Annotated in this window: 19 protein-coding genes and 5 pseudogenes; 3 read left to right on the plus strand and 21 right to left on the minus strand. The window is 69.3% G+C overall.

Annotated elements, in window-relative coordinates; translation table 11 throughout:
- Positions 1–45: 45 nt before the first annotated feature.
- From AC0OLQ_RS24450 to AC0OLQ_RS24465, 4 genes and pseudogenes are all read right to left on the minus strand, one after another.
- Positions 46–813 carry a DUF4396 domain-containing protein gene (locus AC0OLQ_RS24450; RefSeq protein WP_484528222.1) on the minus strand — a complete coding sequence of 256 codons (768 nt, stop codon included), beginning with the start codon at positions 811–813 and terminating at the stop codon, positions 46–48.
- A gap of 165 nt (positions 814–978) precedes the next feature.
- Positions 979–1,455 (minus strand): annotated as a pseudogene (locus AC0OLQ_RS24455) (IS110 family transposase); the annotation flags it as partial.
- A gap of 581 nt (positions 1,456–2,036) precedes the next feature.
- Positions 2,037–3,188, minus strand: coding sequence for a hypothetical protein (locus AC0OLQ_RS24460; RefSeq protein ID WP_484528223.1), 1,152 nt, complete (start codon positions 3,186–3,188; stop codon positions 2,037–2,039).
- 6 nt (positions 3,189–3,194) lie between these two features.
- Positions 3,195–3,506 carry a hypothetical protein gene (locus tag AC0OLQ_RS24465; protein ID WP_484528224.1) on the minus strand — a complete coding sequence of 104 codons (312 nt, stop codon included), beginning with the start codon at positions 3,504–3,506 and terminating at the stop codon, positions 3,195–3,197.
- Positions 3,507–3,726: 220 nt separating this feature from the next.
- On the opposite strand from AC0OLQ_RS24465, the pseudogene AC0OLQ_RS24470 reads away from it, so the two are divergent.
- Positions 3,727–5,073 (plus strand): annotated as a pseudogene (locus AC0OLQ_RS24470) (TOTE conflict system archaeo-eukaryotic primase domain-containing protein); the annotation flags it as partial.
- A 65-nt stretch (positions 5,074–5,138) separates the two neighbouring features.
- On the opposite strand, the pseudogene AC0OLQ_RS24475 reads toward AC0OLQ_RS24470, so the two are convergent.
- From AC0OLQ_RS24475 to amcA (AC0OLQ_RS24495), 5 genes and pseudogenes are all read right to left on the minus strand, one after another.
- Positions 5,139–5,303 (minus strand): annotated as a pseudogene (locus AC0OLQ_RS24475) (pentapeptide repeat-containing protein); the annotation flags it as partial.
- 62 nt (positions 5,304–5,365) lie between these two features.
- Positions 5,366–5,547: pseudogene (gene amcA, locus AC0OLQ_RS24480) on the minus strand (multiple cyclophane-containing RiPP AmcA).
- A complete protein-coding gene (gene amcB / locus AC0OLQ_RS24485) occupies positions 5,544–6,680 on the minus strand; it encodes a cyclophane-forming radical SAM peptide maturase AmcB (protein ID WP_484528225.1) in 1,137 nt (378 codons plus the stop codon). Before amcB ends, amcA (AC0OLQ_RS24480) begins: the two are co-directional and overlap by 4 nt.
- Positions 6,677–7,024, minus strand: a complete 348-nt coding sequence (locus AC0OLQ_RS24490) for a hypothetical protein (RefSeq protein WP_484528226.1) — start codon at positions 7,022–7,024, stop codon at positions 6,677–6,679. Before AC0OLQ_RS24490 ends, amcB begins: the two co-directional genes overlap by 4 nt.
- On the minus strand, positions 7,021–7,185 hold the full coding sequence (gene amcA / locus AC0OLQ_RS24495) for a multiple cyclophane-containing RiPP AmcA (RefSeq protein WP_484528227.1): 165 nt from the start codon (positions 7,183–7,185) through the stop codon (positions 7,021–7,023). Before amcA (AC0OLQ_RS24495) ends, AC0OLQ_RS24490 begins: the two co-directional genes overlap by 4 nt.
- Positions 7,186–7,555: 370 nt before the next feature.
- On the opposite strand from amcA (AC0OLQ_RS24495), the gene AC0OLQ_RS24500 reads away from it, so the two are divergent.
- Positions 7,556–8,782: a helix-turn-helix domain-containing protein gene (locus AC0OLQ_RS24500; RefSeq protein ID WP_484528228.1), complete on the plus strand. Its 1,227-nt coding sequence runs from the start codon at positions 7,556–7,558 to the stop codon at positions 8,780–8,782.
- A 6-nt stretch (positions 8,783–8,788) separates the two neighbouring features.
- Here AC0OLQ_RS24500 and AC0OLQ_RS24505 read toward each other — a convergent pair whose 3' ends face one another.
- Together AC0OLQ_RS24505 and AC0OLQ_RS24510 are read right to left on the minus strand one after the other, a co-directional pair.
- On the minus strand, positions 8,789–9,469 hold the full coding sequence (locus tag AC0OLQ_RS24505; RefSeq protein ID WP_484528229.1) for a YdcF family protein: 681 nt from the start codon (positions 9,467–9,469) through the stop codon (positions 8,789–8,791).
- Between the two features lie 146 nt (positions 9,470–9,615).
- Entirely contained in the window at positions 9,616–10,413 is a 798-nt protein-coding gene (locus AC0OLQ_RS24510) for a DeoR family transcriptional regulator (protein WP_484528230.1), read from the minus strand.
- A gap of 525 nt (positions 10,414–10,938) precedes the next feature.
- Between AC0OLQ_RS24510 and AC0OLQ_RS24515 the strand changes: the two genes are divergently transcribed.
- The gene (locus AC0OLQ_RS24515) at positions 10,939–11,829 is read left to right on the plus strand and encodes a hypothetical protein (RefSeq protein WP_484532416.1); all 891 of its coding nucleotides are present in this window, start codon (positions 10,939–10,941) and stop codon (positions 11,827–11,829) included.
- Here the strand turns inward: AC0OLQ_RS24515 and AC0OLQ_RS24520 are convergent.
- The 10 genes and pseudogenes from AC0OLQ_RS24520 to AC0OLQ_RS24565 form a co-directional block, all read right to left on the minus strand.
- Positions 11,819–12,115: a DUF4326 domain-containing protein gene (locus tag AC0OLQ_RS24520; RefSeq protein WP_484528231.1), complete on the minus strand. Its 297-nt coding sequence runs from the start codon at positions 12,113–12,115 to the stop codon at positions 11,819–11,821. The two genes, AC0OLQ_RS24515 and AC0OLQ_RS24520, sit on opposite strands and share 11 nt — an antisense overlap.
- A gap of 326 nt (positions 12,116–12,441) precedes the next feature.
- A pseudogene (locus AC0OLQ_RS24525) lies at positions 12,442–13,289 on the minus strand (IS5 family transposase).
- Between the two features lie 309 nt (positions 13,290–13,598).
- Positions 13,599–14,891: a hypothetical protein gene (locus AC0OLQ_RS24530; protein WP_484528232.1), complete on the minus strand. Its 1,293-nt coding sequence runs from the start codon at positions 14,889–14,891 to the stop codon at positions 13,599–13,601.
- Positions 14,888–15,574, minus strand: a complete 687-nt coding sequence (locus AC0OLQ_RS24535; protein ID WP_484528233.1) for a GGDEF domain-containing protein — start codon at positions 15,572–15,574, stop codon at positions 14,888–14,890. The genes AC0OLQ_RS24530 and AC0OLQ_RS24535 overlap by 4 nt, the downstream gene beginning before the upstream one ends.
- 252 nt (positions 15,575–15,826) lie before the next feature.
- The gene (locus tag AC0OLQ_RS24540) at positions 15,827–16,105 is read right to left on the minus strand and encodes a hypothetical protein (RefSeq protein ID WP_484528234.1); all 279 of its coding nucleotides are present in this window, start codon (positions 16,103–16,105) and stop codon (positions 15,827–15,829) included.
- Between the two features lie 247 nt (positions 16,106–16,352).
- The gene (locus AC0OLQ_RS24545) at positions 16,353–16,805 is read right to left on the minus strand and encodes a hypothetical protein (protein ID WP_484528235.1); all 453 of its coding nucleotides are present in this window, start codon (positions 16,803–16,805) and stop codon (positions 16,353–16,355) included.
- Positions 16,806–16,811: 6 nt separating this feature from the next.
- Positions 16,812–17,834, minus strand: coding sequence for a DUF4192 domain-containing protein (locus tag AC0OLQ_RS24550; protein ID WP_484528236.1), 1,023 nt, complete (start codon positions 17,832–17,834; stop codon positions 16,812–16,814).
- 171 nt (positions 17,835–18,005) lie between these two features.
- Positions 18,006–19,229: a hypothetical protein gene (locus AC0OLQ_RS24555; RefSeq protein WP_484528237.1), complete on the minus strand. Its 1,224-nt coding sequence runs from the start codon at positions 19,227–19,229 to the stop codon at positions 18,006–18,008.
- A 347-nt stretch (positions 19,230–19,576) separates the two neighbouring features.
- Positions 19,577–20,419 (minus strand): TRM11 family SAM-dependent methyltransferase, encoded by an 843-nt coding sequence (locus tag AC0OLQ_RS24560; protein WP_484528238.1) that lies wholly within the window; start codon positions 20,417–20,419, stop codon positions 19,577–19,579.
- Positions 20,412–20,951 carry a hypothetical protein gene (locus AC0OLQ_RS24565; protein ID WP_484528239.1) on the minus strand — a complete coding sequence of 180 codons (540 nt, stop codon included), beginning with the start codon at positions 20,949–20,951 and terminating at the stop codon, positions 20,412–20,414. Before AC0OLQ_RS24565 ends, AC0OLQ_RS24560 begins: the two co-directional genes overlap by 8 nt.
- Positions 20,952–21,012: the final 61 nt, after the last annotated feature.

Consider the following 21,012-nt stretch of genomic DNA (forward strand, 5'->3'; position numbering starts at 1 on the left):
GCTCAACGTGCACCCCTCCGCCCCAGGGCGTCGGCGCATCACCACCTACTGCGGCGTGCCCAGCAATTCCGTTTTGACGCCGCGGCGGATCAGCAACGAGGTTGGCGGCCAAGCGGCGAAGAAGCCGATGATCAGCCCGACCTGGATAATGAGCCAAAACACCGGACTACTAGGCCGCAGGGTCTCGTGGAAAACAAGAAAATGCATTAGCGCCAGCCAACCTAATAGGCCGAGCTCGAAGACGGACACGGTCAGCAGATCGCTCCTGAAAAATTTCCGCATTGCGGCCCACGCTCTTCGACCGCCCGTGTGATACTCAGCAGAGTAGCGAAATGCAACGCCTATGGCCACTGCGCCTACATAGTCGCCGACGACTTCGGGCCACAGTGTGCTGCCGAATATTTCGAGGCCAACGCCGTAGGTGATAGGCGTAGCAATGATGACACCCAGAGTGCAGTGCGTCCCACAATGATAAATTTGGATTACCGTAGGAGCATGTCGCGACCTTCTGGGCGGGTTGCCGTGCCGGTCCAGCCACCGGGGAGACTGGGGTCTACCCCACTTTCTGTAGGCCAGGACGGCTGCTGGGCCAAGGTAGAGGGCGGTCGCTGGCCAGACTATCTCCATGACCTTGACCGGCTGACGATATCCAAACACAAATTGGTCAACAACGACAACGGCGGTGCTGGCCAACCCCACAAAGAGCACAGCCCACGAAAGCATCAGGAGCCACGTCGGTTGCACAATCATCTCCGTTCGCTCCACGACACTCGATGCAATGTCGGTGGCGGCGGATGTGACGAACTCCGCCACCAGGTGAGGAAGGCGGCCCAAGATGCCGCCTCAAACATGAGAGCACATCGGGCGGCGAGGCGTCCGGCATCGCCCACCTGCACAACATCGCGCCTTGCGGGCTGAACAATGAGCCCGATGCCGAGCAATCCTTCACCGGGTTACGCGCCCCTTCACCGTGAGGCGGCTGATCATGGTCAGCAGTTCCTGGATGCGGGCGGTGATACGTACCCGGTCTGCGACCAGGTCGAGGCGGCGGGAGACGAGCAGCTTCAACTGCTGCCGCACGCCGTCGGCGACGCTGAGCGCCGGAAGGTCGCCGCGCATGCGCAGGGTCTGAGCAATGACGTAAGCGTCGTGGGCGTCGGTCTTGCGTTCGCCGTGGAACGCCTCCGCCATCCGGGACGTGACCGTGCCGCTGACGTAGCGAACGTCCGCCCCCCGGTCGAACAGAACCGCCAACAGCAACGAGGCAGGTCCACCGCGCAGGTCGACGGCCCAACGGATCGGCTTGCGGCGCTTGCCGAGCCGCCCGGTGATGCCGGAGATGACGTGCTGGTCGTTGGGGATCTTCTCGGACAGGACCACAGTGCCGCCGTCGTCGACGACGCACACGTGGTGATGGGTCTTGCCGACGTCGACGCCGGCCCACAGGCCTCCCATCGGGCATCACCCTTTTCGCTCGTGCTGGTCAGGGGGCGTGGACCCGCCGCGGTTCAGTAGCCACAACTTCGGAAAGGGCGACCGGTCGCAAGTCTCCATCCAGTGCTGATACAGCGGTCATCAGCGAGGGCCGGGGCGTCCTACTCCAAGCTGGCCATGACATCGGCAGCACACACCCAGACAGTCACCCGACCCTCCGGGCCCACCCCAGCAAACGACGTAATTCGATGTCTGGTTTGCGGGTCCGGACGGGCTCCTGGAGTCTGCTGCCATTGGCGTCGGCTGTCCGGGGCGTCACGCCGGTACGCCGCGGCGGCCTCACGATCTTCCCCGCACTCTGGCGACGGTCACCGGGCGGTCAACCATGCGTCCTCCGACGAAGCCGCACGGGAGAGAGGACCACGGCATGACAGCGGCATCGGGCCAGCGGTCGACTGCGGTGAGTTCGTCGGTCGCCGGGCAGTCACCCGCACGACCGTGCGGGTCGGTCAGGATCAGCTGCAGCTTGATGATGCGGTCGTGGGCCGCGTCGCCAGAAACAGGGACATGTGTGGATGTGGGCGGCGGTCGCTCCGGTCTGTTCAGGTGTCGAGGCCCGCGAGGTTGAGGCGTTCGAGCAGGCTGGGCTTGCGGGCGTGCACCGCCCGTAGCTCGGCCAGCCGGTGTCGGAACGATGTGATGTCTCCGTCGCGTTCGCCGAGATCGCGCAGGTCGACGAGGAGTTGTACGGCGGTGTCGTACTCGCGGGGTTTCTTCGTGGCGATGAGTTCGTCGACCCGCTGCCAGGCGGCGGGTTGGTCGCTCGCGAGGGTGTCGAGGTGCCGTTGCCGGGCTGCTGCGGCGGACCGTTCCCGGCGAATCCGGTCGCGTTCGCGCTGCTCGGCGTCCCGTCGTTCCCGTTCGGCGCGTAGGTCCTCGGCGGTGGCGAGCAGTTCCCCGGCGGTGCGGGCGGCTGCCGGGGTGGGGGTATCGGTGCGGTGTGCGTCGCGGTAGCGGCGCAGCAGTTGGCTGCGTAGGTGGCTGTCGCCGTCGGTGATCAGGTCGGTCAGGATGGCGTCCTTGTCCCGGACGGGCAGCCCGACGACCCAGGTGCGTAGTTGCGCAGCGGTCGGTTCACCGGTGGCGGCCGGCGACGACCCGGCCGCCGCAGCCGCGATCAGGTCGGGGTCGATGCGCAGGAACTCGGCGACGGCGGTGAGGGGCGCGTCGAGGGTGCCCAGTCCGGCTGGGACGGGCGGTTCGGGCTCGTCGTCGGCGATCTCCTCGGACTGTATGCAGCGGAGCCAGGCCAGGTAGAGCAGGCGCAGGTCGCCAGCGGCGAGGCTGGCCCGGACCGGGATGATCGAGGCGAGCAGACCGTGGCCGTCGAGGTCCCACTCGTCGGTGCCGTCCTCGTCCTCGTCGTGGAGGTCGATGATGACGTGCTTGCCGGCGGTCCAAGCGGATGCGCTGTCGCCCTGGCAGTACTGGGCGGCAGTTGCGGGGTTGAGCACGGGTTTCGGTAGCCGCAGCATGATCTGGTGGGTGCCCCAGTTGGCCAGGTACAGGTGTGCGTCGAAGTACCGTTCCATCAGCTTGCGCGGGTCGCCCTTGAAGTTGCCCCACTCGTAGGTGTTCACGAAGCTGGTGGCGGTGATGTCGGCCCGGGTCGACAGCGACCGCAGGTCGGCTTGGTCTCTGAAGGTGAGGGGTCGGTCGACGGCGGTGAATTCGTAGTACTGGTACTCGCTCACCGTGGCCTACCTTCCGGCCCAGTGCCGGTAGGCGTCGATCCACGCGGTCCCGTCCGGCGCGGGGGTGGGTAGCGGCAGGTCGAGGATGCCGATCCTCTGCCGGTGGCGGCCTCGGGCGCAGACCGCGACGATGCTGTCCGCGGTCAGGTCAATCTTGCGCACGGTGACCTCGACGCCGAGGACGGTGGTGGTGAACGGCACCGCCAGATGCTCCTCGATCATGGTGAACAGGCCGGTGAGCTGTTCGTCGTCGCCGTACGCGTCGACGGTGGCGTCCTCGATCATCGCCTCGAACGCGGCGTTTCCCTTCGCTGCCATCGGCGGAGGATATCGGACCGGTGTCGGGGTGTTCGAAGCCCGATGCGCGAGGATGGTCGGCATGGGTTCGGTGGCCGAGTTCGTCGATCTTCGGCGGGAGGTGGAGCGGTTACGGGCGGAGAACACGCGACTGGCACGTCTGCTGGACCTGCGCGGTCAGGACACAACTGCGGCACCGCAGCAGTTGTCCGCGCCGGTTGAGCCGCCAGGGCTGGTCACCATGGCTTCGGCGACCCGGGACAAGCTGGCGCTGTTCGCCGACCGGTTCCGGGCCCGGGCCGACGTGTACGCCGTGCGGTGGGAGAACGCCCGTACCGGCGCTGCCGGGTGGATGCCCGCGGTCGCCGGCGGTTGGCGTAAGGGTATGGACCGGCGCGGTGCCACCTACCTGCCCCGGACGACGGAGGTCGTCGCGGCGCATCTCGTCGGCGACGTGTTCATGGGCCTGTACCCGCTGATGCCCGGCAACACCTGCCACTTCGTCGTGGCCGACTTCGACGGGCCGACGGCGATGCTCGACGCCCTCGCGTACGTGAAGGCGGCAGGGGCCAGCGCGGTGCCCGCTGCGTTGGAGATCTCCCAGTCAGGCCGCGGCGCCCACGTGTAGATCTTCTTCACCGGCGCTGTTCCCGCCGCCACCGCGCGGGCCGTCGGCACCGTCCTTCTCCGTGAGGCCATGGTGCTACGCGGATCGATGGATCTGCGGTCGTACGACCGACTGCTCCCGAACCAGGACGTCCTGCCTGAGGGTGGCTTCGGCAACCTCATCGCCGCACCGCTGCAGGGACGCCGCCGCAAGGACGGTTTGACCACGTTTCTCGACCTCGGCACGCTCGAGCCGTACGCCGACCAGTGGGCGTTCCTGTCGACGCTGGACCGACTCAGCCCCGGCGACGCCGAACACGTCGCCCGGCAGGCCAAGCAAGCCGTCACCGGTGCCGACGTCGCCACGATGAGCCGGTCCGCCGCGACCCAGGTCCATCCTCCGCTACCTCCGGTGGTCCACGCGGAGGCCGGTGCCGGGCTGAGCATCGACGCCAGACAGCTCACCCCCGCCGCACTGGCGACGTTCAAACACGCCGCTGCCATGGTCAACCCGACGTTCTACGAACTGCAGCGACTCCGCAAGTCCACCTGGGACACCCCACGCTTCATCCAGGGCTACGACCTCACCCTCGATGATCACCTGGTCCTCCCGCGGGGCCTGCGGCACACCATCGCCACCATCGTCGAGCGCGCCGGGTCGCGGCTGGCCGTCACGGACGCACGAGACTCCGGGACCGAGATCGACACCGCGTTCACCGCCGAACTCACCGGCAAGCAGGCCAACGCGGTCGGCGCACTTCTCGCCCACGACGACGGCATTCTGGTCGCCCCACCCGGCTCCGGCAAGACCGTCATGGCCTGCGCCGTGATCGCCGAACGCGACACCTCCACCCTCGTCCTCGTCGACCGCAAAGCCCTCGCCGACCAGTGGCGCATCCGCATCGAGCAGTTCCTCGGAATCAAGCCCGGTCAACTCGGCGGCGGCCGACGCAAGCTCACCGGCAAGGTGGACATCGCGCTGCTGCCCTCCCTCGCGCGGCGCGACGACGTCGCCACCCTGACCCAGGGGTACGGGCACGTAATCGTCAGGCTGCTGCGAATGCGGGCGTCTTCAAGGTGCGAGCCGTGCCACGCTGCGCCCTCGACGAGGGCCTCGGTGAGGCCGTCGGCCAGGCCCGTCGCGGTGTCGAGGTCGTCCGGTTCGAGGTCCGGGAGCAGGACCTTCACGTCGCCGATCGTGGTGGTGCGCATGTGTCCTCAACCTGTGTGGGCGCGGGGTGGGCACGCCACCCCGCGCGTTCCCGTGGTGGGGGCTACTTCTTCTTGTTCCAGTTGTCCCAGCCGGGTCGACTGTCGAACTTACCCTTGTTGGCCAGGTGGGGCGGTTGTCGAACTTCGCCGCATCGATCGACGCTACCGGCCGCCGCGGGTCCACGCCGAGGCGGGCGAGTTGCTCGGGTGCGGCGTTGACGAGGGTCGCGAGAGCGTTGGTCATGGTGTTCCTCCTTGAGGGGTGAGGTGGTGCGCGGCGGCGCGGACGAGGGCCTGTCGGGTGGTCCGGCAGTAGTTGGTCTCGCGGGCGGTGAACGTCGCGTGCTCGAAGTAGCGGTTGCCGGCCTGGGCGCCGCGGCAGAAGTCGTAGAAGGCGCAGTGGTCGGCGCAGTCGTTGAGGGCCGTGACGAACTCGGCGACGTAGTCCAGGTCGCCGGCGTCGGCGAGCATGGTGGTGATGGGTTGCTGGAGGATGTTGCCGGCGATGAAGTCGCCGTATCGCGGCTCGGTGATACCGAGTAGCTCCGGCGACAGGAGGACCACCTGCCCATCCCAGGAGACGGTCGGGATCGGCTCGTACGGGGCGTGGTCGACGTGTCCGACGCGGGTGGCGGCGAGATAGTCGGCCAGCCGGTCCACGTCGCGGATCCGCAGCGGGCTGCCGCCGACGCGACGTGCGATGAGGTGCTGCCAGAACCGGTACGCGGCGTCCTCGGACACCGGTGCCCGGTCGGCGCCCTCCTGCTCTCCGATGTTGAAGCCCACCGACTCGCAGCCGGGCAGGCCGGTGAAGAAGTCGAGGAGGGCTTCCGCGTGGTCGATGGTTTCCGGGGTGACCACACAGATCACCGAGTACCTCAGCCCCGCCTCGGTCAGGGTCTGCATGCCGCGCAGGGTCCGGACGGCCGTCGGCTTGTCGGCCCGGTCGAGGCTGTTGCGGTTCAACCCGCCCGGTCCGTCGATGCTGACTCCGACCTCGAACGCGTAAGCGGTGAACAGCTCGCACCACTGTCGGTTGATCAGCGTGGCGTTCGTCTGAATCTCGTGACGCACCATTCCCGCGCGCCGGAGCTCCTCGAACGGGGACAGCAGCTCCCGGAACAGCCCGATGGGTGTGGCGGTGGGCTCGCCCCCGTGCCACACGACACTCACGGGATGACTGCTGTTCTGCCGGGCGACCGACTCGGCGCAGGCCTGCGCGACCGCGCCGCTCATCAGGCGGCGCGTTCTCCGGTCGGGTAGGTAGCAGTAGGCGCAGTCGAGGTTGCAGAAGCTCGTCGGCTGCACGACCAGGGTGTGGAAACTGCCGGCGACCGCCGGCTGGCCGGTGGCGTTGATGAGGCCGATGCCGTTCACGGGGAGGCCTCCTCGGTGCTGGCGGCCGTGGTGGTACTGACCCGGTAGGCGTGGGTGTGGCGGGCCGGCCAGCCGAGGAACCGGTCGAACATGTCTGCCGCGCTACCCGTGACGCTCGGGTTGAGCCGGTGCAGGTCGTCGATCGCTTCGTGCAGGCAGCCGGCCAGGTAGAGAAACAGGCTCACCGGCACTTCTCGATACTCGGCTAGGAGCGCGAGCTTTGCTGCCCCGCAGGGCCACGGCTGCCCGCATCGGCGGCACAGCCACAGCGGGCGCATCGGCAGATGTTCCACCTCGGCTGGCGCGAGCCGGTTCGCCGCGAGACGGCGCTGCTGCCCGGTCACCGGCGACCGCCCTCGCGGGACTGCTGCTCGAACAGCCGACGCCACACGAAGGTGAGCAGCGGCGGATCAGCGGGCCACACCTGCCCAGGCGAGGCCGTCCACCTAGGCTCGGGACGCCGGGACTGGCCGGCCATGGCGTTACGCGAGACATACACCGTCATGCCGCCACCCCCGCCAGGGACGATGAGCGGCGGGCTCGCCGGGGGAATGGCGAGCCCGCCGCCGCATCACGGCGGCTGGGAGCAGACCGCCGATCACCCACCCGCGCAGCCCTCATGGCGGTACGCAGGCGGGGAAAGCGCCGAGACAGTTCGCTCCCGGACGGGCCGAGCCAGCGGCCCAAGCCGTGGTGTGGTGCGCCGCTCATCGATCCCTCCATCTACAGCTCCCTGTCAGTCATCCCCGACACCGGCATCGACACGCGCCGGTGATCTGGGGTGAACTGAACGTAGGGGCGGTCCGTACGGAGGACCGGGAAAATCCGTACCGGGTCCGGCGGCCTTCAGCGGGCAGGGTGATGGTGTGCGAGGGATGACGGACGACATGACGATCGGACAGCGCGTCGCCTTCTACCGGCGTCGACGCGGGCTCTCCCAGGAGGTGCTGGCCGGTCTGGTCGGCAAGACGCAGGAGTGGTTACGCAAGGTCGAGACGAACCGGGCCGACCTGGACCGGCTGTCGGTCATTCGCACGATCGCCAAGGCCCTGGACGTGTCCCTCGGCGACCTGATCGGTGCACCGAGCCTGTTCGAGTGGTCCGACGACTCGGGTCGCGAGACCATCCCCGCCTTGCGGGCCGCGCTGCACGACTATCGCCACCTCGCGCCGGCGCTGGCCAGCACGGGGGACGTCGAAGCGCCCGCCCTGCGCGAGATCGAGAGCGATGTCGCCGAGATCTGGACCGCCTACCAGCACTCGCGCTACGGCACGCTCGCCCGCCGCCTCCCCTACCTCATCCACGACTGCCTCACCGCCACCGAGGCGTACGACGGAGACGACGGCCAGCGCGCGCATGCGATGACCGCCTACGCCCACCAGCTCGCCGCGTTGTTCCTCACCAAGCTCGGCGAAGGTGACCTCGCGTGGACCGCCGCCAGCCGTGGCCTGGCCGCCGCCAATGCCAGCCAAGACCACGTCGTCATCGGCTCGCTCAGCCGCTCCGCCGCACACTCGCTGGCATCTATCGGTGAGTACGCCCAAGCCCGCGGCCTCGCCGCCACGGCGGCACAGTTCCTGGAACCACGGCTCGCCAAGCCCACTGCGCAGCTGCTGTCGGTCTACGGCAGCCTGCACCTGGTCTGCGCGCTGGCCGCCGCTCGAGACGACGACCGCGCCTCGGCCGACACCCACATCACGGAGGCCGATGCCGCCGCGCAGCGGCTCGGTGCCGACGGCAACCACGTGTGGACCGCGTTCGGGCCGACCAACGTGTCGATTCACAAGACGACCGTGGCGATGGAACTCGGCGACGTGCAACGCGCTATCGCCATCGGCGCCCCACTCGACACCAGCACCGTGCCCGTCGAGCGGCAGGTGCGGCACGCCATTGAAACCGCCCGAGCCCTTGCCCGGTGGAACCGCATCGACGACGCGCTCGCCGCGCTTCTTGACGCCGAGGTCATCGGCCCCGACCAGGTGCGCTACCACCAGCTCTCCCGCGACCTCGTCCGGGACATCCTCACCCGCCCCCGGCCACCCCGACTGGCCGTCGAACTCAGCGACCGGATGGGCGTCCGGTCGAGAGGGCCGCGCTGGTAACTGAGCTCAGATCAGCCGGCTCGTGTAGCCAGCCGCCACCAGGCGACCGAATGCCGCTTGCACCTCGTCCGGCATCTCCTGCGGGATCGCGAACCCGCGCTCGGCGTACACCTCGATCCGCTGCGTGTCGCCGACCAGCATGTCCACCACCCGCCGTGTGTCGCCGATGCTGCGCACGTAGTCGTCCAGCTCGAGCGGGTTCGACGCGCACACCACATCGACCTCCGGCCACATCAGCCTGCACGTGGCGTAGGCCCGACGCTGCTGGTAGGGCCGCGACATGATCAGCACCGACTGCACCGGGATCTGCCGTTCGGCGAGTAGCTTGCGCGAGTACTCGAGGTTCTGTGCGGTGTTGGTCGCGCGCGGTTCCACGAGAATCGCTTCCGCAGGTACGCCCTGCTCGATCGCGTACTCGCGGTAGTGCACCGCCTCGCCACGCGGGAACCGCTCGACGGTCGTCAGGGCGTTCGCGCCGGTGAACACGATCCAGGGGAACAGGCCATCGTGAAACAAGCGCGTCGCGATGACAGCCACGCCGAGGTCATGACTGCCCAACCCGACCCCCACGTCGCACGGGCGCAACTCGTGGCGCATGTCGTGGTAGCGCCACAGCGTCTCTACATCCGCCCGGATCGCGTCAGGGATCGCCTCGGCCGGTGCCGCCGCACGCCGGTTCATCAGCACCTACCAGTCCGGCCCGCGCTGGGTTCCCTCATGCCGCTAGCGTAGGGGCAGCAGGACAGCACGACGCCCGCTGGCTCTAGACCGCGCCGCTGGCCTCGTCAGGATCAGCTGGTTTGGCGGCGGCCGGAGCATGTGACGTGGTGCGGTCATGATCCGACCTCGACGAGGCGACGCCTGCCATTCTCGCCCGGCACCAGCCATACCTGTTCGTCCGGCCAGTGGCGATACAACAACTGCCGCGTGGTCATGGCGACAGCGTTCCGCAGCGGCTCGCGGAGCAGGCCGGCCCGCAGTAGTTCCTCCCGCTCGGCGTCCTGCGCGATCAGCAGAACCGCCCCGACCGGCACCAGCCGGTCCGCACGCCGGTAGCCGCCCAACAGTCCACCCAGCCCAGATGCCGGCCGCTCGTACTCGGCGACAACGTCTCCGATCGGGCCACGGTCGACGTGTACCAGGAACCGCAGGCACCGCCCGTCCTGCAGCCATACGCCGTAGCCGTCGGCCCGCAGCTGCGGCAGGTCGTGCTGGCGCAACCACGACGAGGTCTCCATCGTCGCCAGCCACTGGAACAGCTCACACCGCCCCGAGTTGCGCCGCGACACCTCGACCAACGGCAGAAACAGCAGTGCATCTGCCACACCGGAGGACCGCTGACCCACCCGCAACGGAACCGGCCGCCCCGATGCCGTCAGGGCGCGCCGGAGCACCTCGGTCCCCTCGGCCGTGACCCCGTACCACCAGGTATGGGTCCGGTCCTCCGCCGAGCGCTCGCGGCGCACCAGTCCCGACTCGTGCATCCACACCAGGTCCCGGTGAGCGGTCAGCCGCGACACCGCACAGACAAGCGCCACGTCCAGCGTCGACGCGGACCCATGCTGTGCCAGGTACGACAGGATCCGCCACCGCCGCGGGGACAGCCGCCGCACGGCATCCTGGTCACCCATTCCCTGATGATCCCTCCGAGCCCCGGCGGTCCGACATCCTGTTTGCCAAGGCTGTAACAGAGAGTGGTCGATGCCCTGACCGCAAGATCGGGAACCGGGACCGCCGTGACCGGAGACAGCGCTCGCCGGAGGCCGTTGAGCGAGGCATCAACGGGCCATGCGAGCACCCACATACCCAAACCGTGGTTTTGGGGCCGATTTTGGAGATCACTGTTCACTGAATCAGCCGAAGAGCCGAGGACAGAAGAAGCGAAGCGGTCAAACCGGGCCACCAAAAGTTGATCTCCACGGATAGCACCGCACTGCGGCACCGACCTCCAGAAACGCCTGACACGCGCCTTCCCGGCTCGGCGATGACGTGCCATACGCCGAGACAGCGGTTACTAAAAGTGACAAAGCCAGGTGAGCTCTCCGCGCCGGCGTTCGGCTGAGAGGCTGGCCCTCACCCCTGCCGGCTAGCGCCCGATCCACTCAGATGCGAGACTGTCTATGTAACTAAATGTGCCTGGGCAGCTGCATTTAGCGATGTGGGTGGTTCCGTTGGAACAGCTTCCGTTGTGGGGACCGAGCACCGACAAAGATCCGAGACCGAAGCCAGTCCTGGCACGACCAGCGACACTCCGCCTCCTGATCACAGTGAAGGCGGCACCCAACCCCTCCGCGCGGTACGGGGAGACGGTCTGCGTCGGGGCGCTGGGCATGGACCCGCCCTGGACGGGTTGGATTCGCCTCTACCCGGTTCACTATCGGGACCTCGACGACGACGGCAGGTTCCACAAGTACGACATCATCCACGTCGAGGCACTGCCAGCCAGGCAAGACCAGCGGCGCGAGAGCTGGAAGCCGATCGTGGACACCATCACCACCGAGCGGAACATCGCCAATCAGCAGTCCCGTCGAAACCTCCTCGATCCACTCGTCGAAGACTCCATGTGCCGGCTCAACAAACAGGCCCGCGACGACCCGAGCGCACGATCGATCGCGCTGATTCGGGTGGCCGACATCTCGGCGATTCAGGTCAAGCGACACCCCGGCTGGTCGGCGGAGGACCGCAAGAAGATCGCTGGCTACCTCAACCAGCTCGACCTACTGGAACCGGCCAAGCGCAGCCCGCTTCAAGCACCGCGCTTCACCGGCGCCTACCGCTACCGCTGCGCAGACCGTCATTGCCGCGGTCACCAGCAGACACTCTGGGACTGGGAGTTCGTCGCCCTACAACGCCGTCTCGACCAGCTCACCGACGCGGAGGCTGCGGAGCAGCTGAGAAACAAGTTCCTCACCCAGCTCTGCGCCGCTGACCGCGACGTTGCCTTCTACGTAGGTAACCAAGCGGCAAGACCGCAGTCCTTCAGCATCGGCGGTGTCTACGCACCGAGACGGCCCACAGCTCGATACCGGTTGCACGTCAACCGATGATGTCGGCCAGCACGTCGGCGTGGCACGCATCCTCGACGCGGCACCAGCACGCCAACTGCTTCCCCGTGAGTTCCCGCCGCGCCCGGTCAACAAGGGCCGGCTGCCCCACAAGCCACTGCCGATAGAGGCGTAACGCCTCCGCCCGATCATGCTTTCGCAGGCTGAACGGATTGGCCCAGGGAGAACGCCGCAACCCGAACCCCTGCCGCCCCACATACACGGCGTCGGGCGGCACCACCGGGTGATAGAGGTCCCCCTGCACACGAACCCGCGGCTGTCCCCCCACGCCGCCAGCGTAATCGCCAATGATCGGCCCCGCGTGGATGCTCGAAGGAAGCGCGTCGACGCCCGGGCGGGCGGATGCGCCAATGACCCGAAGGCCCGACGCGGGCTGGCCACCTCAGAAATGACGATGAGCCCAGGCGTCCACGGAACAACGACATGTCCGAGCAATGCCAGCCGGGTCCAACGGCTCCCGAGCACCCACCGAGCCACCACCCACCGCCCGCGTACACGAAAAAGGCCCCGACCCGGTGTGAACCACCAGGTCAGAGCCTTGATCGTTGGTGCGCCGCCAGGGACTCGAACCCCGAACCCGCGGATTAAGAGGTCCTAACAAAGTCGTGCGACGTGTCGGTACGTGATGATGCAGGTGGCGAGGGCGAGGAAGGCGTCGTGGATGTCGTCGCGGCGTTCCCAGCGGATGCGTAGCCGTTTCATGCCGTGGTACCAGGCGATCGTGCGCTCGATGACCCACCGGACCGTTCCCAGACCGGAGCCGTGGGGCTGGCCGCGGCGGGCGATGCGCGGGCGGATGCCGTTGGCGCGTACCGCCTTGCGGTACTTGTCGTGGTCGTAGGCGCGGTCGGCGAACAGCTGGTCAGGGCGCTGGCGGGGCCGGCCGCGGCGGCCTCGTACGGGCGGGATCTTGTCGATCAGCGGGAGTAGTTCGGTGACGTCGTGGCGGTTGCCTCCGGTCAGCGACACGGCCAGGGGAATGCCGGCGCCCTCGGTCAGGACGTGGTGCTTCGAGCCCGGGCGGGCGCGGTCGACCGGGCTCGGCCCGCTTTTGGGCCACGTCGGGCGGCCCGCACATGCGAGGAGTCGATCACGGCGCGGGACCAGTCCAGCTTCCCGGCCGCCTGAAGCTCGGCCAGCAGCAGCTCGTGCAGCCGCTGCCACACCCCGGCCCGGTTCCACTCCTCCAGCCGCCGCCAGCAGGTCATCCCGGAGCCGAACCCCAGCTCCTGGGGCAGGAACTCCCACTGGATGCCCGTGTGCAGCACGAACAAGATCCCGCACAGCACCTGCCGGTCCGGGATCCGCTTACGCCCCGGGTGCCGCGGGTTGCGCACAGGTTTGGGCAGCAACGGCTCGATGCGCTGCCACAGCCCGTCCGGCACGATCCACGGCGGCTGCTCACCACGCCTCACGGCCCGACATCCTAGATCAGACTCCACAAGGGACAACAGATCTAGAGATCATTCTGTTAGGAACTCTAAGAGTCTGCGGGCCGCCGTACGTCTGAAAGAAGCTGTGCGGGGGTGGTGGCGAGTTGTAGACCGAGCGGCAGAATGCCAAAACGGATGTTCGGTACGCCGACCACGGTTTGGAGGCGGTCGAGCTGACCGCGGATGGCAGGCGGGATGGGATGGCCCAGCGCAACCGCCCAACGGACCGACCCGACGGCGGCGCCCCGGCCATCCTGAAGCCGGAGCGCCCCCGCCGGAAGGTGGTAGGGGCGGGCGCCCGCCGCCCCATACCTGTCGCTACTCGCGTTCCTGTGGTTCGGTCTGGCCGCTGCTGAGCATGCGCACGGTGGTGCTCAGGCTGATTGGTGCGTCGTCGGGGCCTTTGAGAAACGGGTGGATGTAGACGGGGCGGCGCAGTGACCGGCGTGGCCCGTGGGCTTGGTTGCGCCAGTGGCCGGATACCCAGAACCGGCTGCTCTGAGAACGCTGCGCGTCCTTCGGCGCTGACGGCCCGTCGGCTGATGGCAGGTGCCGTCCTCGGATGCGTACGACGCGTACCTCGGGTGTGGGCCGGTTCATGCGCGCGTAGGCCTTGGCCAGGCCCTTGTCTGGCCTGGCCGTGGAGACGTCTGCGGCCTTCTGGTTGATGAGAAGCCATGTCGCGAGTAGGCCAGCGGCCGGATGGTCACTGCCTATCGGCTCCCGCTCGCCGAGGCGAGTGGCGTTCATCGGCGCGAGCCAGCCGACCTGTTCGCGGAGCCGCTGCAGGGGCCTGGGTTTCAGGCCGGCGCCGATCGTGCGGTAGAGGACGAGGCGCAGGCCGTTGTTGGTGGCGGTCCAGGATGCGGCGGTGAGCTGGCGGGGTGTGAGTGGCCGCGCCCAGATGAGCAGCCCGTCGGTCGAGGGCAGGGCGTCGCGGCTGATGGGGGTGTCCGGGAGTTGGGCTGCGGCGTGGTCGGCCAGTTCGGTGAAGTCGTTGTCGATCCAGTACAGGTGCGACCGGTCCAGGCCAGTGGCGATTTCCGCGCGCGTGCTGGTGATTCCGAGCGCGGCGGGCAGTTGGTCGTTGCCCCGGTAGAAGCGGGTGAGCCGGTCACGGACCTTGGGCACCTCCGCGGCGGTGATGGTGGTCGCCGGCCACGCGGTGGTGGTGATGAGGGTGCGGCCGGGCAGTCGGGCGTCAAGGAACGCCCGGTGCAGTTCTTCAACGCGTTGTCGCGCCTGCGGGTGGTCGCTGAGGCCGAGTGTGCGGGCGGCGTGGTCGGCTAGCTTGTCGTGGCGGCCGTCGTCGATGTGGGTGTGGCAGGTGGCGCAGGCTGCCCAGGCGTGGCCGAAGTTCTGGATGAGTCCTGCGGTGGGGCCGACGGCGAGGGCGGTGACCTCGCCGCCGTGCAGGGTCCAGGTCGGGTAGGGGTCGCCGCAGAAGTCGCAGCTGCGGCGGACGGTGTGGAGCCGGGCGACTGGTACCGGGGCGGGGTCGTGGCCGTCGGTGGCCAGGTGGGCGGGGTGTACGTAGGTGGGCGGCATGCCGAGGGTGTTCAGTGGGGCGAGGCAGACCTGGCAGGCCATCTCCTCCTGGCCGGCGCTCATGCCGTCACCTCGCCGGTGCTCTGGCGCCGGTCGCGCAGGCGGGGTCCGCGGCGGTGCTGGGCGGGTGGCATGGTCATGCCCGGGCGGTAGACCGCGTGGCGGCTGTGGCCGTGGCGTTTGGCGTGGTACATCGCGACGTCGGCCCGGTGCAGGCCCACCTGGGTGAGGCAGTCGGTGGTGTCGGCGAGGACGAGGCCGACACTGGCGGTGACGGTGAGCGTGACGGCGTCGTCGCCTGCCCCGAAGGTGACGGGTTGGGCGATGACCGTGGCGAAGGTGTCGGCGACGCGCTCGAGGTCGTCGGTGCGGGCCGGTAGGAGGGCTGCGTATTCGTCGCCGGCGAGCCGGCCGGCGGTGCCGCCGTGGAGTGCGGCGAGGTCGGTGATGCGCTCGCCGATGGTGATGAGGAGTTGGTCGCCGACGTCGTGGCCGTGGGTGTCGTTGACGCGTTTGAAGTTGTCGAGGTCGACCAGGGCGACGATGACGGGCTGGGCAGGGATGCTGTCGGTGAGGGCGGCGTGCAGGCCGGCGCGGTTGAGCATCCCGGTGAGCGGGTCGTGGAGCGTCGCCCAGGTCGCGCCGGCGAGCTGGGTGCGCAGCCGGTGGATGATCGGCCAGGTGGTGAGGGTGCCGAGGGTGAACGCCACCAGGCTGGTGGCGATCATGGTCAGTGGTAGGGACACTGGGGGTTCCTCCTTCTGGAGAACCCGGGACGCGGTCGTTTCTGAGGCGGCGCGTCCCGGGTCCGGATACGACGACGGCCCGCCATTGGCGGGCCGGTTTGGTTCGTGCCGCTGGGGTTCACGGCACCGGTGGTGGCTTCCAAGTGGGGAGGCGTTGTCGGGGCGGCGGCGTCAGCGGGCCGCTCGTCGGCGTACTCCGGAGCCGTTCGCCACCGTTGCCGCCTCATCGGTGCAGGGCGCGGCTGGTGGATCTCAGCGGCGCAGTGGATACGCGGCTTGATCAGCGCGGAGCCTGGCGGGCAGCCCGGCTGGTACGTCGGCGTAGGGTTCGACGGCCGCCAGCACCTCCGCCGGGTCGAGAATCGTCTCGACCCGGCCGAGGTGGATGGTGTCGGGTTGGCGGTCAGGTGCGGTGACCGGATCCCAGGTGAAGTCGACGACGGTGGCGACGTAGGTGCGGTGCGGGTTCCAGCCGACCTGAACGGTGTACCGCTCGAACCCGGGTCTGGGTGTGAGGGGGTAGAGACTCATGCATTCCTTTCGTGGCATGGCTGCCGTCGGGCTCGGGTGAGGCAGCCGCAGCGTGCGGTTCGCCGGCCGTTAAGAGCTGGGCTGCTACCCGCGGTGTTTGGGGCGCTGCCCGACCTGGCGGGGGCATCGAGTGGGCGCCGCAGGTGCTCCCCCATCAACCGTCCGGGAGCGTCCAGTGCGTTGATGGCGCAGGACGGTCGGCGTTGCGGCGGCGGGGCGAAGCGCCTGGGCGCGAAGCCGGTCCCGTCTATGCCGGTCGGTGTTGGGCGCGTTCCTCAGCGGCTTCGATGATCTTGTCGCGTCGGGCGGGCGGAAGGTCAGCGAGCAGGTCGACATAGTGCTGTTCCTGGGCGGTGAGCGGTGCGGCGAGGGCGGCCTTGTAGGCCAGCCGGGCGGCCTCGTGTTCGGCCTCGATCGCCCCGCTTGGGTGGTAGGCGGAGGTGACCTCGCGAAGCTGGGCGGCCGCGGTGAGCGGGTCGCGGGACAGGGTGGTGTCGTAGAGGCGGAAGTTCGCGGGCAGGTCGGCGGCGCCGATCGCGGTGATCAGGCACAGGTTGGCCTGAACGTTGTGGGCGAAGGCGTCGGTGCGGGTGGGCGTTTCGCCGCGGGCTCGCACGGCGGCGCGTTCGGCGTGCCAACGCAGCCGGGCTTCCTCAGCGTTGCGGGCCAGGGACAGCAGGATGGCGCGGATCGGGTCCATCAGGGGTTACTCCTGTTCGTCGGCGGTGTCCGAGTTGCTGGTCGAGGTGCGGTGGGTGCGGGTGATGGCCTCCTCGATGGCGGTGGGTGGCAGCCCGGCCTGCAGGGCGTGCAGGATCAGGTGGGCGAGCTGGTAGTCGGGGTCGATCTGCAGGGCGTGTTCGGCGGCCATGACGGCCAGGGCCCCGTCCCCGCACCGCCATGCGGTCAGGGCGAGCACCGTCGCTGGTGCCGCCGCGAGTGGTGTGTCGGCGCGGCGGGTGATCTCGGCCCAGAAGGTGATGTGCTGGTCGTGGGGTTGGGTGAGGTCGACGGCGAGGTCTCGCACTGGCCTGTCGGTCAGCAGCACACTCAGCCAGGCCACCTCGTCGTCGGTGAGCCGGGTGCCGTTGTCGTGCTGGCGCAGCGCGTCGCGGACCGCGAGCACGCCGGCCTCGAATACGGCGACGCTGCCGTCGGCGGCCACCGCCTCCATGCGGGCGGTCGCTGAGTCGGTGGCGCCGCGGATGCTGTCGCAGGCGCTGTCGCCGGCGGTGAAGCGGCGGGCTACCGCGGCCCGGTCCGGTTGTGCGACGAGCCCGGCGACGGTTGCGTGGACGGCGACCAGTGACGCGGTCGGGTCGAACGGGGTTCCGTCCGCCGGACAGCAGGTCGGGTCGTTGCAGGTGAGGCTGAAGATTCGCGCTTCGGTGACGCGCAGCATCTCCCGCACGGTCAGGCCGGCGGTGGTGAACGCGTCGCCGACGATGCGCAGTGCTGGGTCGAGGTGTTCGGGGGTTCCGTAGCCGACGAGGACCAGGTCGGTGATCGGCTGCTGCCGCCGCACGACCGGGACCAGGTGGGCGGTGAACTCGTGCAGCAGGTGTGCGGGGGTGGGCAGGTCGCCGCGGGCGGCGAACACGACGCGCCGGTTGCGGGAGGCGATCACGACGATGCTGCCGTCGCTGGGGTGGAAGCCGAGCAGGTATGGCACTGCGGCCGCCAGGTCGGCTGAGGATCGGACGGTCAGTTTGTTCTCTGCGAAGGACATGGTGATCTCCAGGTGAGAGGGGCAGGAAGTGGACGGCGGGCGCCCGGGCTGGAAGTGGTTGGCCCGTGTCTGTGCCGCCTGCTGCGCTGCGGGGGCAGGCGCCATCCGCAGGGCGGGACGGTGGGTGAGGTGGCGCCTGCTCGGGAGCGAAGACCGCGGGCGGCGCAGGGTTCAGTCGTTGTCGGGGTCCAGGTAGAGGTCGACGCCGGCGTCCTCGACGGTGACGCTGACCGCGACCAGGTGGTAGCCGACGCCGGTCAGGGTCCGGCGCAGGTCGCCGCGGGCGAGTGCTTCGGCGCTGGTGGTGGCCGTGGCGGAGGTGGTGTGGCCGCGTAGCCACATCTCGTACTCGTGCCGCCACGCAACCCGCCAGCCGTCGCCGTCGGGCACGGCTTCTTCGGGGTCGGTCCAGCCGTATGCGGTCCAGGGCCGGGCCGCATCCGGCCAGCTGGTGGTGGCTGGGCGCATGGTTTCTCGGGCCGCGTCGCAGGCCTGCCGGGCGGTGCCGGCGGCGACGGGCAGTGTCAGGTCGGCGACCACCGTGACGTGATGTGCGCGCGGCAGCGGGTCGAGGCCGAGGTTGGTCAGGAACTGGTTGACCCGCTGGGCGGTGTGTTGGTAGATGCCGCCGATCTCGTCGTCGACCAGGGCGCGGATCGCCCGGGTCCGGATGGCGTGCCGCAGGTCGGCGAGGGCCCGCACGGCGGCGTCACGCGCCGCGGTCGCGGCGGTGAGGTCGTTGATGTCGGCTGGCTGTGCCCCAGTGGTGGCTTGGGTTTCGGTGTCGGCGTGGTCGAGGGCGACGTCGTCGGGGTTGTCGGCGGCCCGCCAGGTGAGCGCGGTCACGCTGATCCCGGCGCCGGCCAGCGCCGGCAGGTGGCCTTCCACGAGCGTGCGTGCCGTTTCCTGCACGTCGGCCTGCCGGGTGGCGGTGGCCCAGGTCTGCAGCGTCACCTGCACGGTGATGGAGAACCGCTGCGGTGCGGGCTGGTCGTTGCCGCACGGTACGGCGGTCACCTCAATGACGTGCCGCGGGTAGACGACCATTGCCGGCTGCAGTTGGCGCAGTTCCTCCGGCACGTCCCAGCGGGCCTGTTCGCGCGCCTGCTCGAGGTTGGTGTGCGCCTGGGTGTAGGACAGCTGGGCGTCGGCGGAGACGGTCCAGCGTTGCGGCAGCGGCGGCAGGCCCCATGCGGCGAGTGCGTCCTCACAGCCGGGCCGGCAGATCAGCCGGTTGCGCAGCGAGGCGATGAGCGCACGACGGGCGTCGGCGGCGAGTGTCTGCCGCTTTTCGATGGCGGTGATCGTTTCGGCCTGCAGGGCCCGGACCTGGTCGAGGACCCTGCCGCCGGTCGTCGTCTCGCCGGCTGTGGAAGTCGGGGTGGGGGGAAGCATCAGCTCTCCTTCGGGCATGAAAAGAGGCGGCCACCGTGTGGTGGCCGCCTGAACGGATGGGGGTGCCCTCGACGGCAGACAGAGGAGGGCCGGGGCGGTGGGTGCCGGATCCGAGCGTGGCGAGCGGCGGCCGACCAGGAAGGTGGGCGCAATGCCGTCGCGGGACGGATCAGATCAGGCACAGAGGTAGAAGAAGAAGAGCCCTCAGGCTAGCCGTGTCGCTGCTGGTGGGGCTGCGGCTGTCAGGTCCGCCGCTCTGGCAGGACCTGACAGCCCAGCTCGTTCAGCCCCTCAGGACACTCGGCTTCGCCATGCGAACACTTGGGTTCAGCCGAACTCGCGGACTTCTAGTAGCGAGCCAGGACCAGCACGTCCTCGTGCGCCACCAGGTGCACGGGGATGCCTTCGTCCCTGGCTCGGCGAACGGCTAGGAGCCCGAACATGTTGGCACGGTGGACGATCTGCCCGTCGCGGACGGCGGCGAGCATCGCCGCGCACCGCTGCACCGGAATCAGCCCCACCGACCGGGCGACAGCGAGGAACTCGCCGGGCAGGTCGATCAGGTCGTCGCGGTGGCGGCGTACCGGCCGGCAGGTGATCACCACGGTTCCGCCGGGGCGCAGTAGTTGGTAGCTGGCGGCGAGGATCGCGGCGAACCCGTCGAGCAGGCGGGACCATCCCGCGTAGGCGAGGTTGCCGTTCTCACGGTCCCCGTAGTGGTGATTGCGTTTGCGTACCCCGCTGCTCGTCGTCTGCACGAGGCCGTGGGTCCCGCGCCCGTAGGGCGGTGAGGTGAGCACGAGGCTCACCCGCCCCACTGCGGACGCGGGCACCAGATCGAGCAGTCCGGTGGCGTCGCCGGTGAGCACCTGCGCCACGCCGGCGGCGCCCTGCGACGCAGCGAGAGCGACGTTGGCGGCGGCCAGCGCGGTGAACCGGGGTTCGATGTCGATCCCGATCCCCTGCCGGCCGAGGTGCATAGCCTCGACCAGCGTGGTGCCGGACCCGCACATCGGGTCGAACACCAGATCGCCTGGCGCGGTGTACGAGCGGATCGCGTGCGCGGCCAGGTGGGGCAGCATCTTCCCCGGATGGCTGGAGGTCTGCGGGACGTAGCGGCCTCGCCGCTGGTCACGGGCGGGCTGTTGGCAGGTCAGCCACACCGAGGTGACCGGCATGGGGTCAGCCATCGGTGCCCCCGTTCTGCGTCGCGCTGCGGGTCAGGATGAGTACGTCGGTGTGAATGTCCAGCTGCGCCTGCTGGCCACGCCGAGGCGGCCGGTCGGCCGCCACGACGTGCTGCAGGTACGCCAGCCCGGCCCGCTTGGCGGCGATGACGACGTCGACGGGTGCGACGACGTCGCCGTGCGGCAGTAGCACCGCCACGCAGCCGCCGGCCACGAGGCTGGCCCGGCAGCGGGCGAAGAACTCGACCGGCGTGGTGGTGTCGTCGAGCGGCCAGCCGGTGACGATCAGCGTCGCGGCCTCCCGACCCCAGCCGACCTGTCGGGGCGCGTGCAGGTGGCTGCGGCGGTGCGTAGCGATGACCGCGTGGGCCAGTTGCGGCCCGTCGGCCAAATCAACGACGAGATCGGATGGGTGGGTGAGGTTGTGGACGAGTCGCACGCCCATCGCGTTGGACATGGTCTCGCCGGGCTGCGGGGCGGGGACCGGCCAGACGGTGATCGGCACGGGCGGGTCGCCGGGCACCACGTCCCCCACGGGGACCGGTGCACGGCGTGGATTTCTGTCGGTCATGGGCGCGGTGGCCCCCGGACCGGCG

Source organism: Micromonospora sp. Utrum1 (assembly GCF_057197805.1).

Coding starts and splice junctions, on each gene's coding strand:
- AC0OLQ_RS24465 (WP_484528224.1), bottom strand. CDS start 3,506: ATGGCAGCGAAGGGAAACGCCGCGTTCGAGGCGATGATCGAGGACGCC.
- amcA (WP_484528227.1), bottom strand. CDS start 7,185: ATGACGGTGTATGTCTCGCGTAACGCCATGGCCGGCCAGTCCCGGCGT.
- AC0OLQ_RS24500 (WP_484528228.1), top strand. CDS start 7,556: ATGACGGACGACATGACGATCGGACAGCGCGTCGCCTTCTACCGGCGT.
- AC0OLQ_RS24510 (WP_484528230.1), bottom strand. CDS start 10,413: ATGGGTGACCAGGATGCCGTGCGGCGGCTGTCCCCGCGGCGGTGGCGG.
- AC0OLQ_RS24515 (WP_484532416.1), top strand. CDS start 10,939: ATGTGGGTGGTTCCGTTGGAACAGCTTCCGTTGTGGGGACCGAGCACC.
- AC0OLQ_RS24530 (WP_484528232.1), bottom strand. CDS start 14,891: ATGAGCGCCGGCCAGGAGGAGATGGCCTGCCAGGTCTGCCTCGCCCCA.
- AC0OLQ_RS24540 (WP_484528234.1), bottom strand. CDS start 16,105: ATGAGTCTCTACCCCCTCACACCCAGACCCGGGTTCGAGCGGTACACC.
- AC0OLQ_RS24545 (WP_484528235.1), bottom strand. CDS start 16,805: ATGGACCCGATCCGCGCCATCCTGCTGTCCCTGGCCCGCAACGCTGAG.
- AC0OLQ_RS24550 (WP_484528236.1), bottom strand. CDS start 17,834: ATGTCCTTCGCAGAGAACAAACTGACCGTCCGATCCTCAGCCGACCTG.
- AC0OLQ_RS24555 (WP_484528237.1), bottom strand. CDS start 19,229: ATGCTTCCCCCCACCCCGACTTCCACAGCCGGCGAGACGACGACCGGC.
- AC0OLQ_RS24560 (WP_484528238.1), bottom strand. CDS start 20,419: ATGGCTGACCCCATGCCGGTCACCTCGGTGTGGCTGACCTGCCAACAG.